Origin of the sequence: Gordonia bronchialis DSM 43247 (genome assembly GCF_000024785.1) — a bacterium.
In the GTDB taxonomy this organism is placed as follows: Bacteria; Actinomycetota; Actinomycetes; order Mycobacteriales; family Mycobacteriaceae; genus Gordonia; species Gordonia bronchialis.
The window spans coordinates 863,074-875,758 of record NC_013441.1; the positions used below are offsets into that span (position 1 = coordinate 863,074).

General features: G+C 67.7%; 11 protein-coding genes, 1 tRNA gene, 1 pseudogene and 1 other annotated feature. Of the genes and pseudogenes, 7 read left to right on the forward strand and 6 right to left on the reverse strand.

The window, feature by feature from the left end:
• Positions 1 to 3: 3 nt before the first annotated feature.
• Positions 4 to 168, reverse strand: coding sequence for a hypothetical protein (locus tag GBRO_RS26235; protein ID WP_012832705.1), 165 nt, complete (start codon positions 166 to 168; stop codon positions 4 to 6).
• Positions 169 to 328: 160 nt separating this feature from the next.
• Positions 329 to 1,753 carry a threonine/serine exporter family protein gene (locus GBRO_RS03995; RefSeq protein ID WP_012832706.1) on the reverse strand — a complete coding sequence of 475 codons (1,425 nt, stop codon included), beginning with the start codon at positions 1,751 to 1,753 and terminating at the stop codon, positions 329 to 331.
• Between the two features lie 4 nt (positions 1,754 to 1,757).
• Here GBRO_RS03995 and GBRO_RS04000 point away from each other — a divergent pair.
• Positions 1,758 to 1,832, forward strand: a tRNA-Thr gene (locus GBRO_RS04000).
• Between the two features lie 117 nt (positions 1,833 to 1,949).
• On the opposite strand, the gene GBRO_RS04005 is transcribed toward GBRO_RS04000, so the two are convergent.
• On the reverse strand, positions 1,950 to 2,837 hold the full coding sequence (locus tag GBRO_RS04005) for a formylglycine-generating enzyme family protein (RefSeq protein ID WP_115311772.1): 888 nt from the start codon (positions 2,835 to 2,837) through the stop codon (positions 1,950 to 1,952).
• Between the two features lie 51 nt (positions 2,838 to 2,888).
• Here GBRO_RS04005 and GBRO_RS04010 point away from each other — a divergent pair, with 51 nt between their 5' ends.
• The 4 genes from GBRO_RS04010 (at position 2,889) to GBRO_RS04025 (ending at position 8,608) form a co-directional block, all read left to right on the forward strand.
• The gene (locus tag GBRO_RS04010) at positions 2,889 to 4,511 is read left to right on the forward strand and encodes a carboxylesterase/lipase family protein (protein WP_012832708.1); all 1,623 of its coding nucleotides are present in this window, start codon (positions 2,889 to 2,891) and stop codon (positions 4,509 to 4,511) included.
• A gap of 208 nt (positions 4,512 to 4,719) precedes the next feature.
• Entirely contained in the window at positions 4,720 to 5,535 is an 816-nt protein-coding gene (locus GBRO_RS04015; protein ID WP_041919713.1) for a hypothetical protein, read from the forward strand.
• A gap of 242 nt (positions 5,536 to 5,777) precedes the next feature.
• Positions 5,778 to 7,112, forward strand: coding sequence for a lipase family protein (locus tag GBRO_RS04020; RefSeq protein ID WP_012832710.1), 1,335 nt, complete (start codon positions 5,778 to 5,780; stop codon positions 7,110 to 7,112).
• Between the two features lie 119 nt (positions 7,113 to 7,231).
• Positions 7,232 to 8,608 carry an IS1380-like element ISGbr1 family transposase gene (locus GBRO_RS04025; protein WP_012832711.1) on the forward strand — a complete coding sequence of 459 codons (1,377 nt, stop codon included), beginning with the start codon at positions 7,232 to 7,234 and terminating at the stop codon, positions 8,606 to 8,608.
• 308 nt (positions 8,609 to 8,916) lie between these two features.
• Here GBRO_RS04025 and GBRO_RS27470 read toward each other — a convergent pair whose 3' ends face one another.
• The gene (locus tag GBRO_RS27470; protein WP_324608862.1) at positions 8,917 to 9,768 is read right to left on the reverse strand and encodes a WD40 repeat domain-containing protein; all 852 of its coding nucleotides are present in this window, start codon (positions 9,766 to 9,768) and stop codon (positions 8,917 to 8,919) included.
• Between GBRO_RS27470 and GBRO_RS04040 the strand changes: the two genes are divergently transcribed.
• Positions 9,652 to 10,934 (forward strand): IS3 family transposase gene (locus GBRO_RS04040; RefSeq protein ID WP_370452859.1). Its coding sequence is split into 2 segments (ribosomal slippage): positions 9,652 to 9,934 and positions 9,934 to 10,934, totalling 1,284 coding nucleotides; the frame shifts between segments, so codons are not numbered across the junction. The genes GBRO_RS27470 and GBRO_RS04040 overlap by 117 nt on opposite strands.
• Positions 9,930 to 10,058: a sequence feature (AL1L pseudoknot), on the forward strand. Its footprint overlaps the gene before it by 129 nt.
• Positions 10,935 to 10,961: 27 nt before the next feature.
• Here the strand turns inward: GBRO_RS04040 and GBRO_RS27665 are convergent.
• Entirely contained in the window at positions 10,962 to 11,639 is a 678-nt protein-coding gene (locus GBRO_RS27665; protein WP_370452944.1) for a WD40 repeat domain-containing protein, read from the reverse strand.
• A pseudogene (locus tag GBRO_RS27670) lies at positions 11,531 to 12,394 on the reverse strand (WD40 repeat domain-containing protein); the annotation flags it as partial. The gene GBRO_RS27665 and the pseudogene GBRO_RS27670, both read right to left, overlap by 109 nt.
• 103 nt (positions 12,395 to 12,497) lie before the next feature.
• Between GBRO_RS27670 and GBRO_RS26770 the strand changes: the two are divergent.
• Positions 12,498 to 12,659 carry a hypothetical protein gene (locus tag GBRO_RS26770; RefSeq protein WP_227892850.1) on the forward strand — a complete coding sequence of 54 codons (162 nt, stop codon included), beginning with the start codon at positions 12,498 to 12,500 and terminating at the stop codon, positions 12,657 to 12,659.
• Positions 12,660 to 12,685: the final 26 nt, after the last annotated feature.

Below are 12,685 nucleotides of genomic sequence, written 5' to 3' on the forward strand. Positions count from 1 at the left end.
GGGTTAGGCGTTCTCGCCCGGCGCGATACCCAGCATGGACAGCAGCATCCGGCACTCGTCGGCGTCGGTGGCGTACGCGGCGACGACGCGGCGCGCCGAGTTGGCGGTCTCGTCGGCTACCGGCGCGAGCTCTTCGTCGGCGGCGATGTCGGTGGTCTTCGCGGGCATCTCGTCCTCTCGTCGTACTCATGATCGGTCGTCATGAAGGCTGGTCGCGGCGGTCTCGTCCGAGGTGGACATACAGACACGCCCCGAGGTGATTCTACCTGGCCATCGGCGTGCCCCGGTCCGGCACCGGTCGGCGTACTCAGACGCGCGGGCGCCGCCGCTACTCACGGGCGGACAGCCGCCGGCGCAGCAACCACTCGGGATGCGGCGGGGTGAATCGCGGACGCCGCATCGTGCGCGCGACGAACTCGCCCAGAGTGACGCCGGCGGCCAGCGCGCACCCCACAGCGAGTGCCGACGCGACCCAGGTGAAACCTTCGAGGGTTTGCTCGTTGAGGATGCCGTAGAGGCCGCGGTACACGGCCAGACCCGGTAGCAGCGGGGTGATGCCGGCGACGGCCACAACAAGCGGCGGAACCAGTGCGCGACGGGCGAGCAGACCACCGATCAGGCCGACGCAGGCAGCGGCGACACCATTGGCGATCACGTCGCCCACCGAGAGGAAATACGTCACGGCCACCACCACACCCGAGCCGATCAGACCACCGAGGAAGGCCACCGGCAGCGCCCGTCGCTGCGCATAACAGCCCAGCGCATAGGCCCCGGCGGCAACCGCACCCGCGGCCACCCGGGCCGGGATCTCGACCGCATCGAAGGCTGTCGACGTGGTGATGGTGGGCAGATAGATGCCGGTGATCTCGAGTCCGCGCAAGGCGATGCCGACGCCGGCGATGATGCCGCCGGTCATCAGCAACAGTTCGAAGAACCGCGCGACACCGGTGATCGGAGCCCCGGTGATGGCATCCTGCACGGACCCCACCAGCGACAACCCGGACAGCAACACCACGATGCCGGCGGCGATGACCTGCGAGGGTGCGATGGTGATGCCCAGGCGCTCGGCATTTCCGTACACGACCGCCGCCGGGACCACGGCGATGAACCCGCCCATCACCTGCTGGAAGAAGACGGGGGTGCCGATCCGGTTCAGCTTGCGGTTCACCGTGATGGTGACGACAGTGCTGACGAAGGCCAGCACCGCCACCAGGACGTGCCCGCCGAGCAGGACGCCGATGGCCGACGCCATGACCCCCCACGCGGCGGTGGCGATGGAGTACCGGTAGGGGTGCGGCGCGGTGATGATGGCGTCGACCAGCCGGTGCGCGGTCGACGGTGTGATACCGGTGTCGCGGATCTTGCGGATCAGCCGGTCCACCTCGGCGAGGCGAGTGAAGTCCATCGAGCGGTAGTAGACCTGCTCCATCGTCGTGATCGGCGGGAGGGTGGCGCCGCGCCGGGCGCTCACCACGATCGTGTTGTAAGTGACGTCGACGTCCACATCGGCCAGGCCGTAGACACCGGCGACGAACTTGATCTGACTCTGGGTATCGACGGCCGCGGTACCCGAATCCAGCAGTACCGCGCCGATCTTGGTGGCGAGATCGAGAACCTCGGTGATGGCCGCGACGTCGAACCGATCGATCGGTTTGCGCGGCGACACCATGATGCTGCCGGGTTCGATGGTGTCGATCGTCGCCTGGCTGGTGCCGGTGAGGCGACGCAACGCGCGGCCGATATACTCGCGCACGCAGGCCTCCTTAGCTCAGTGGTAGAGCACTCGCCTTGTAAGCGAGCGGTCGTCAGTTCAATCCTGACAGGGGGCTCCACTACGTTTCGTGGCGGGAACCCCGACGGCAACGACCTCCGACGTCGCGTGGGTTCCGACGTGTGACGAGGCTCATCGAGCTTGTCGCGACCCCCGGCCGGGGGCATCAGTACACCAGTCACACCACGCAGCGAAAGCCCAGATGTGACGTCGCGCTGTCGTCGGATTGCGCCGACCGCGCCGCCGGACGATACCGCCGGCAGTACTCGGGGGCGCAGATGTAGGAGCCGCCCTTGGTGACCCGCATGATCCTCGGCGAGGTCGTCGGCGCCAGGAGGTCGGGGCGGCCGTCGGCGTCGACGTGGACGTCGTCGGGCCGGACGTGACGGGGTGTGAAGACGTCAGACGTCCGCTCCCACACGTTGCCGATCATGTCGAACAGCCCGAAACCGTTGGGCGGGCACGTCCCCACCGGTGACGTGGTGCCCCAGCCCTCGTTGCGGTACGGGAAGCGGCCCTTCCAGGTGTTGGCCAGGTCGGCACCGTCGGGGTGGAGTTCATCGCCCCAGGCGAATTCGGCTGCGGCGAGCCCGCCCCGTGCCGCGTACTCCCATTCGGCTTCGGTGGGCAGTCGGCGGCCCGCCCAGCCGGCGTACGCGGCCGCGTCGCGGTAGGCGATGTGCACGACGGGGTGATCCGGCCGGTCCTCGACGCCGGACCCCGGACCCTCGGGGCGATGCCACGCCGCGCCGGGCTGCCACCGCCACCACTGCTGCCAGTCGGCCAGGTTCACCGGACCGGCGGTCGGGGTGAAGACCAGCGCACCGGGGACGAGGTCGCCGGGGTCGGCGCCGGGGAAATCGGCGGGGTCGATCGGTTCCTCGGCGACGGTGACATATCCGGTGTCGGCGACGAACTCGGCGAAGGCGGCGTTGGTCACCGGATGGCGTTCGATGGCGAAGGCGCCGACCGCCCGGTCATGGGCGGGGCGTTCCTCGGCGTAGTGACGGTCCGAGCCCATGCGGAAGACTCCGCCGGGCAGGTCGACGAGTTCGGTGAGCGCCATGGCTTCGACCATAAACCTGTATGGGTTCCTCGCTCGCGGCATGATCGGACCATGTCGACCGACAACACGCCCCGAGCTGCGGCCCCCACCGCCGACGATGCCGCCGTCCCCGCCGATGGTGCGCAACCGGCGGTGCGTACGCACCTCGGTCCGGTCCGTGGTCGACGACGGGAATCCGGAGCCGGCGCGGTTGACGTGTGGCGCGGCATCCCGTTCGCAGCGCCGCCGGTCGGCGAGTTACGGTGGCGGCGAGCCCGGCCGGCGACGCCATTCGAGGGTGAATTCGACGCCGCGACAACCGGTCCGGTGTGCCCGCAGGAACGCAACCCGGCGATCCGGCTCGGCGCCGACACGGTCATGGACGAGGACTGTCTGAACTGCAATGTCTGGCGACCGGCCGATACCGGGCCGGACGCGCGCTTGCCGGTGATGGTCTGGATTCACGGTGGTGCTTACGTTTTCGGCTCGGGGAGTCAACCGCTGTACGACGGCGCCCGGCTGTCCGCGACGGGCGGCGTCGTCGTCGTGACCTTCAACTACCGCCTCGGCGCCCTCGGATTCGCCGACCTGTCCGCTCTCGGCGACGAATTCGAGACCAATGCCGCGCTGAGTGATGTGCTCGCCGCGCTGGGCTGGGTGCGCGACACCATCGGCGCCTTCGGCGGAGATCCCGCCAATGTGACCGTCTTCGGCGAGTCCGCCGGTGGGGGCATTGTCACCACGCTGCTGACCATGCCGGCCGCACACGGCCTGTTCCACCGGGCCATCGCGCAGAGCTCGCCGGCGACGTCGATGTACGAGCAGGCCCGGGCGCAACGCGTCACCGCAGCCTTCCTCGAAGCGCTCGGACTCGGTGACTCGCCGAGCGTCGATCAGCTCCGTGAGGTCGATGCGGCGGCCACGGTGGTGGCCTCGATGCGCGCGTTCACCGACGTTCCGAGCACCAACCCCGGCACCATCGCCTTCGCCCCGGTGATCGACGGTGACCTGGTGCCGCAGCATCCGCTCGACGTGTTCCGGGCGGGGGAATCCCACCCGGTGCCGTTGCTGATCGGTACCAATCGCGATGAGGCCAATCTGTTCAAGTGGATGAAATCGCCACTCATGCCGATCACGACGGCCGACATCGAGCGCATGTTCGCCGACATCGCGCGTGAACACCCGGAGGTGACGCTGCCCGCCCGGGCCGAGGTGGCCGCGGCCTACTCGGGGTTGCGCCCCAAGGTGGCCGGGCTCGGCGTCGCCCGCGATGTCGCGTTCCGGATGCCCACGATCTGGGTTGCGGACGCGCATTCGGCGCGGGCGCCGGTCTATGTCTACCGGTTCGACTGGGCCACCCGAATGCTCCGGATGCTGCGCCTCGGGGCCGCACACGCAACCGAATTGCCGTATGTCTGGGGCAATCTCGTCAGTGGCTCCAAGGACATCACCTTCTTGCTGGGTGGTCGTGCCGACGGTGAGAAGCTCTCGCGCCGGACCCTGGGGCGGTGGGCGGCGTTCGCCCGGACCGGTGTGCCGGACGTCGACGACGACAATCAGGACGCGCCGGAGTGGGTCGGCTACACCACCGACTCGCGAGCCGTCCTCGTCATCGACGCGCAGGATCGGGTGGTCGACGATCTCGACGCAGATCTGCGTCGCGCGTGGGGAGCCGACGTCCTGGGCTTCCGCTGAGGCGACCACTCTGCGGCCGCCGACTGTTCACTCGTTTGTCACGTTGTGGCGCAGGAGAATTCGACGTTCCCCTGCGATCTGCATCACATGCGACGACGGGCGTTCGCGAATCGGGGGCGGCGATCGTAGATTGAGCATGCCATCAGGCAGCAGTCTTCAACTGAACAGGAAAGGCAGTCCAATGGGTCGGGGAATCAATGGATTGGATATGTCCGCAGGGGGATCGGCGATCGCGTCGTCGGGCACCGCGGCGGGACGCACGTGGATGGGCCGCGCGGTGGGCGCCGGACTCGCCGGGATCGCGATCACCGGCGCGCTCGCCGTGGCCACGCCGTCGGCGAGTGCCGGGGTGACCGCCACGCGGGCGGTCACTGAGACGGTGATCTCCGCGACCTCGTCGGTGGACCAGGTGTCGTCGAAACTCGTTCGCACGGTGGTGATTCCGGCGAGCCCGGTGGACCTGACCGCCGCCGCACCGGGTCGGACGGTCGTCGCCTATCTGCCCGGGCGCCATGAGGTCGCCTCGCCGGAGGCCATCGGGACGTCGACCGCCGTCGGCGCCGGTGTGGGTGCGGTGGTGGGCTTCGGTATCGGCTTCCTGGCCGCCCCGCTGGTGGGCACCATCGGGGCGGCAGTGGCGGGAGCGGTCAGCGCGGCGGTCTGCGCCGGCGCCACCGCGGGTCTCACCTGCGGCATCGTGATCCCACTCGTCGTCGCCATCTCCTGGCCCGTTGCGGTCATCGCCTCACCGCTGGTGGGCATGGGGATCGGTGCGGCCATCGGTGCCGGAATCGGCGCGGCCGTGGGCACCACCTATGCATCCGCGGAGGTTTCCGCGCCGAAGGTGCCGCAGGCCACCCGGGTGCAGGCGCCCGCAGCGGTTGTCGCGCCGAAGCCCGTTGCGGAGATCGCCAAGGACCCGACGGTGCAGAACATCGTGACCGCCGTCGACCGTGCCATCGCCACGAACCCGCAGCTGGGACCGGTCGGCGACCTCGCCCGGTCGTTCCTGCCCAAGCACTGACGCGAACGTCCGGGGGCGCGACGCTGGTCGTCTCGTCCCCCGGATCAGTTCGTCGGACGTGACCTGCACCACGGCAATTTGCGATCGGCGTGAGACGCAACCTAAGGTTCGTCTCGTTGTCAATGAATGATGTCGTGATCACCTGACTCGCGGGGGTCTGCCGGGTGGGCGCATCCCGCGAGCAAAGGTGTGCAGTCGTGATCAGTCCCCGTGCCGGAAAAGATCGTCGACGGTCGCCGAATATGTTGTGGCGAACCGTGATCGGCCTGTCGGTGGCCGTTGCCGCGCTTGTCTCGGTCGTCATGGCGGCCGGGGCGCCGGCCGCCGCCGCGCCACCCAACCGGACTCCGAATCCGAACGAGATCTTCAACGGATACGTCCTCGGCACCTTCACCAACGGCCGGGTGGCCAGTCCGCAGGAGATCTTCACACCGCTCGTGTCGGCGGATCCGTGGTACGTGGAACCGCGTCTGCGCGGTACCGAGAAGCCCGGCGCGATCGTGAAGGCGCGCAAGGTCGCCGTCCAGTTCACCGGATTCCGGCCGGGCAATCTCGACGCCTACCAGCTCATGTACGTCACCCGCGGGCTGCACGGTGAACCGGAGATCAGTACCGGAATCCTGATGGTCCCGGTGGACGGCCGCGCGAATGCGACACGCCGCGTCGTCGGCTATCAGTTCGCCAACGACAGCGTCGGAGCGTGGTGTCATCCCTCCACGATGTGGACCGGCAAGGACCCGATGGACGGTGCGTCGTGGTCGGCGTTGGGTCCGCTCGCGCTCATGTTCGGCAAGGGCTACGCGGTGATGATCAGCGACGTCGGCAACAACGGCGACCCGCATCCGCACGGCGTGTTCGCCGGGAAGTTCGGCGGTAACGCACTTCTCGACGGACTTCGGGCTGCGCTTGCCCATCGCGACGCCGGACTGTCGGCTTCGGCGCCCATCTCGTTGTTCGGCATCGCCGGCGGCGGTGTGGGAGCCGCCTTCGCCGCGGAGAACGCGGCAGCCTATGCGCCCGAACTCAACATCAGGGCAACGGTTCTCGAGGGCATGGCTGTCGATCAGCGCAACTTCATCCGGACGTCGTCGGGCTCGATCGGTTCCGGTTTCGCCTTCGCCACCCTCCTCGGTCTCGAACCCCGCTACCCGGAGATGAAGATCGACGAAAAGCTGTCCCCGGCGGGCAAAGCCCTTGCCGACGTGTTCCGCACGCAGTGTCAGACGCCCGCCTATTTCGCCACCCCATTCCTGCCGCTGCAGGCCTTGTTCAAGAACGGGCAGCATCCCGCCGACATCCCCGACTTCCAGGCCGCCTATCGCGACAATGTGTTGGGGCACAAGGCACCCAAGGCGCCCGTCCTCATCGCGTCCTGCGCCGCCGACGACTCGTTCATGTCGATCGTGCCCGCCGCCGACGCCCGAAAGCTGGCCAGGCAGTACCGCCGCGGCGGCACACACGTCGACTACCATCCCACCAACTGCAGCATGGTGAACTTCCTGACCAACATGTACGGCTGGGGCACAGACCTTTTCGGCATGCAGACGATCGATTGGATGGCGGCACGGCTGGCTTAGCCTCGATCCACCGATTTGCTTGTGATCGGTCGGTGAGGGATAAACGAAATGCCCTGTCTGAGTGACAGAATGGGACTTCTCTAGGGTTCCATCCACACACACAGGAGGGCATGTCGTAGATGCGATTGTCTCACACTCACCCGGTCCGGTCTGCATCCTGTGACGATCCGAATCTCCTCGCCGCTGCGGGGGTGGTGCCGGTGATGGCGCTGGCCGAACGCGCCAGCCTGTCGGAGTTGGCCCGCGAGCATCTGAGCGTGCCCACCGACAAGGGCGCCCATCCGGATCGGAAAATGTTTTCCCTGGTGGCGGGGATGGTGGCGGGCGCCGACAGCATCGACGACATGGCCGTGTTGCGACACGGCGCGATGGGCAAGGTGTTCGACCATCCTTACGCCCCGTCGACGTTGGGATCGTTTCTTCGCGAGTTCCGGTTCGGGCATGTCCGCCAAGCCGATGCGATCGCCACCCGGCTGTTGGCGGGACTGGCTCGCCATACTCCGGTGCTGGCGGGGATCGACGGGCCGGTGATGATCGATATCGACGACTCGATCATCGAGGTCCACGGCCCGGCCAAGCAGGGCGTCGGATTCGGCTACACCCGAGTGCGTGGGCTGAACTCGGCGATCACCACCCTCACCTGTGGTGACGGTGCGCCGGTGATCGCCGCTCAACGCCTGCGCAAAGGGGCGTGTAACTCCGCGCGCGGGGCGCATCGGTTGATCGCCGACACCCTGGCCACCGTGCGGCGGCTACGGTCGTCCGATGCGTCGGGACCGATACTGCTGCGAGCGGATTCAGCGTTCTACGGCCATCGCGCGATCACCACCGCGCTCCGGGCCGGTGCGCAGGTGTCGGTCACCGTGCGTCAGGATTCCCACGTCCGAGCAGCGATCAGCGAGATACCGGCAGATGCATGGACGCCGATCGAGTACACCGACGCCGTCTTCGACGAAGACAGCGGCCAGTGGGTCTCGCGGGCCGAGGTCGCCGAAGTACCGTTCACCGCGTTCACCTCCAAAGCCAAGCGCCTGCAGGTATCCGGACGGCTGGTGGTGCGCCGTATCCCTGACTTCGCAGCCGAGGGAGACGGCTTGTTCGACGTGTGGCGGTTTCATGCGTTCTTCACCACCAGCGACCTGGACACCGTGACCGCCGACAAGACTCACCGCGGTCATGCGATCATCGAGCAAGTCCACGCCGACCTCAAAGCCTCCGCATTGGCGCATCTGCCCTCGGGAAAGTTCTGCGCGAACGCCGCATGGCTGGTGTGTGCGGTCATCGCGTTCAACCTGACCCGCGCCGCAGCCTGTCTCGGTGGACAGCGTCTGGCGAAGGCGACTACCTCCACCATCCGACGCACCCTGATCTGCATACCCGCTCGAATCGCGTCCTCAGCGCGGCGCATCACGATGCATCTACCCGCCCGATGGCCGTGGGAACGCGAGTGGAACCTGTTGTTCAACAACACGATCAAACGACAACACTCAGCCTGACCCCTAACCATCGGCCAGAACCGGCCCCGACACGAAACCCAGTGAAACACGCCGACACCAGAGATCGGCGACTCACCCACGCCCACCGCCACCCCGAACATACACAACACATTTCACGAGACATCAAAAAGCCGATCGGTGGATCGAGGCTTAGTGGTCCCCACCGAATACCCCCGACGAATTTCCGGTGGCAACCACTCAGGGTCCGGGCGTGTTGGTTGAGCCGGCGCGGCGGTTTCGCTCGTCCGTCGCGGTTCAACCAGCAGTAACGCAGTGGCGGCCCGACGAGCGGTAGGAGGGCGGTCGGGTCAGTCCGAGCAGTCGGCACCGATCTCGGTGTGCGGCAGGTAGGCCTGGCGCTGGGCGGGACGCAGCGGTGGGGTGGTGCCGCAGATCCAGGCGCGGGCGTCGTCGACGCGCAGCGTCTGCAGATAGATGGCGCCGGTGGTGTCACCGCCGGTGAGGATCACGTCGTCGGTCGTCGTGCGTGCCGGGAACTGCCAGGTGGTGGTGCTGTCGGTGGTCGCCAGCAGTGGCCGGACGGCCTGCGGATCGGCGATCCGGCCGTCGGTGGTGACCGCGATACTCAGCAACTCGTGGGTGGCGGTGCCGACGATGACGCGTGACGGCGCCAGCGACAGGGTCGACACGTGCATCTCCGGGCGCCGGTCGATCTGGGTCGGCCGGCCGCCGCCGTTGAGGTTCCAGGTACTCAGGTCGCGTGCACCGACCACGAGCACCTGTCCGCCGTCGGCGAAGACGGCCTGGGTGACCGGTGCGTCGTCGGAGATCACCGCGATCGGGTCCGGACCTGGTCGTCGCAGGTCGTAGAGATAGACGCGTTTGTCGTCGGAGGTCACCGCCAGACGGCTGCCGTCGGGACTGAAGGCGACACTGCGGATGAGGTCGGACGGACCGACGAGTCGTGGTCCCAGCGGTGTCGGCCGGTCCGGGTTGTCGGTGTTCCACAGACGGATGCTGAAATCGTCGGTGAACCGCCCCGGGTTCGTCGGAGGCTCTCGAACCTGTGAAGGATGGAGAGCATGGCAGCACCTCGGAAGTACAGCATTGAGCTGAAGGAGCGAGCGACGCGGATGGCGGTGGAAGCCCGCAAGGACCCGGCCACACGGCCGGGAGCGTTCAAACGGATCGGCGATCAACTCGGTGTGCACCCGGAGGCGCTACGCACCTGGGTCAAGCAAGCCGAAATCGATGGCGGGCAGCGGCCGGGTACCACGAGCAGCGATTCCGAGCGGATCGCGCAGCTCGAGCGGGAGAACCGCGAGCTGCGGCGGGCGAACACGATCTTGAAGCAGGCGTCGGCTTTTTTTGCCGCGGAGATCGACCGCCCACAGCGTTGATCGTGGAGTTCGTCGCCGCTTCTCGCGACGAACACGGAGTCGATCCGATCTGCGCGGCCCTACGCGACACGGCCGCCCAGATCGCTCCGTCCACGGTACGAGCCCACCTGAGTGCGAACAAGACCGAGGCGCCACGCACGGTGCGTGACCGGGAGATGCTCGGCGAGATCCGCACCGTGCACGCCGACAATCTCGGCGTCTACGGTGCCCGCAAGGTCCACGCCGAACTACGCAGAAAGGATATCGACGTGGCGCGCTGCACTGTCGAACGATTGATGAAAGCCGATGGACTGCAAGGGATACCGAGGTTGAAGACACGCAGGACCACCCGCAGCGATGGCGCCGAAACCCCGCAACCGGCCGACCGAGTCGGCCGGCAGTTCACCGCCGAGGCGCCGAACACCTTGTGGGTGGCGGACCTGACCTACATCCGCACCCACTCCGGGTGGGTGTACGCGGCGTTCATCCTCGACGTGTACTCGCGCGTGGTCGTCGGCTGGCAGGTCTCGACCACGATGCACACCGACCTCGCATTGGACGCCTTAGACATGGGATTGTGGGCGCGTGATCGTGCCGGCCAGGATGTGGCCGGACTGATTCACCACTCGGACCGCGGAGTGCAGTATCGAGCGATTCGTTACACCGAGCGTCTCGCCGAAGCTGAAGCGGTGACTTCGGTTGGCTCCAAGGGTGATTCGTATGACAACGCGATGGCCGAGGCGTTCAACTCGTTATTCAAGGCGGAATGTATCCGCAACCCGATCATGCGCCCGAAGAGCGGGTGGGGCGGTGTCGGCGACGTCGAGATCGCGGTCGCCGAGTACATCGAGTGGTTCAACCACCGCCGTCTGCACGGCGAGATCGGACACGTCCCGCCGGTCGAGTACGAGGCCGCCTACTGGGCGGCCCACACGGTCACCAGCTACCGTGAGAACCCGGTCCCAGCAGAGGCCGGAACCAACTAACCGAGCCTCCAGCAAACCCGGGGCGATTCACGGCGCCGGTGGCGAGTATGTTGGCGCCCGACGTGGGTCCGCCCGGCGATACCGGCGCGAATGCCAACGGGAACGTGTAGCGGGTGTCGATCGCGAGTTCGGCTGCGCGACGGGGCCGTGCCGGATCGCGGGTGTCCCACAGTTCCACCGAGCCACCGTTGTTGACGGTGGCCACCTGGGTGCCGGATGTGTTGACGCTGACCCGGGATGGTCGTTGACCCGACGCTGGATCGGTGTGCGTGACCGCAGGGTCAGCGAGCCGCCGCGGGCGGACCACAGATTGAGTGTCGTGTCGGTGCCCACGGTGGCGACCGTCGTACCGTCGGCGCTGAGTCCCATCCCGGTGATGGTGCCGCCCCGGTCGGCGAGGGTGGTCTGGGGCAGACTCCACACGTCGATCGTGCCGTCGGATCGTCCGGATACCAATTGCGTTGCGTCCGGACTGAACTGGGCCGAGAAAGTCCGGACCGAGCCCTGCTCGGAGGCGGTCTGCAGTGCCCATCGGGTGATGGGGGTGCTCGGTTGGCGGTGTTCCACACGGTCACCGTGCCGTCTGCGCGGGCCGAGGCGAGGGCGGTGCCGTCGCGATTGAAGGTCATCGACCAGGATCCGGCCGTGGTGTTCGGCAGCGACGAGCTGATCGGGGTCGGGCGCGCCGGGTCGGCCACGTTCCACAGTTGCGCGTTGGGGCTGTCGCCGGTCACCGCGAGCGACCGACTGTCCGGGCTGAACGCCACCGCGTGGGTGATGCTGGGGAATCCGGTGATCGGCGGTCCGGCCGGAACCGGGCGATCGCCGGTGGTCCACAAGTGCACCACCTGGTCGTCGCCGCCGCTGGCCAGCAGGCGCCCGTCCGGACTGAAGGCCAGGGTGCGGGCTGCGGCGTTGTGCCCGCGCAGCACCGCGGTCTGCACCGGAACCCCGGCCGTCGGGACCGCGAAGATGGTGACCGTACCGTCGTCCGACGACGCTGCGAGGGTGGTGCCGTCGACGGCGAAACGGACCATGTACACGGTGCCCCGCCCGGGTGACATCGTCGCAACGAGACGCGGGGAGGTGGCAGAGCTGATGTCCCACAACCGAACCCGGCCGTCGCCGCTGCCCGCGGCGAGGATCGGACGAGTCGGATGGAAGCTCACCGACGTCACATACTGGCCGAACCCGGTCATCACCGCTCGCTGCTGATATCCGGCGGCGGCCGGCACGCGCTCCCAGAGCCGGACTTCCCGATCGCCGCCCGCCGACGCCATGAACCGGCCGGTCGAGTCGAAGTTGATGTCGTAGACCGGTCCGGTGTGACCGGTCAGCGGCAGGGCAAGTGGGCTGGTGGCCGCCCCGCGGATCCGGCTGGTCACCGTCGGTTCGTCGGGGTAGAGACCGTGGGCCACGAGCAGCAGCCGCGCGGCCAGCGACGGGTTGGACTGCTGCATGCTGTCGATGTGGGAGAGCAGGGCGGCGCGTTCGGCGGCATTGCGCTGCAGGGTGAGGTCGTGGGCCTGACGGAAACTGATCGCGGCGGTGATCGTCGACGCGATGGCCAGACCCGACGATCACGGCGGCGACGATGACCAGCACCCGGCGTCGACGTTGCCCGCGGACCGCGGCGTCGAGGAACTCGTCGTTCTCCCGGCTCAGCAGGTGCTGATAGCTGCGGCGCAGCGATGCCCGATGATCCCGCGCGTCCTCCAGTCGTGAACCGGTGTAGAGGAACGATCGGCTCC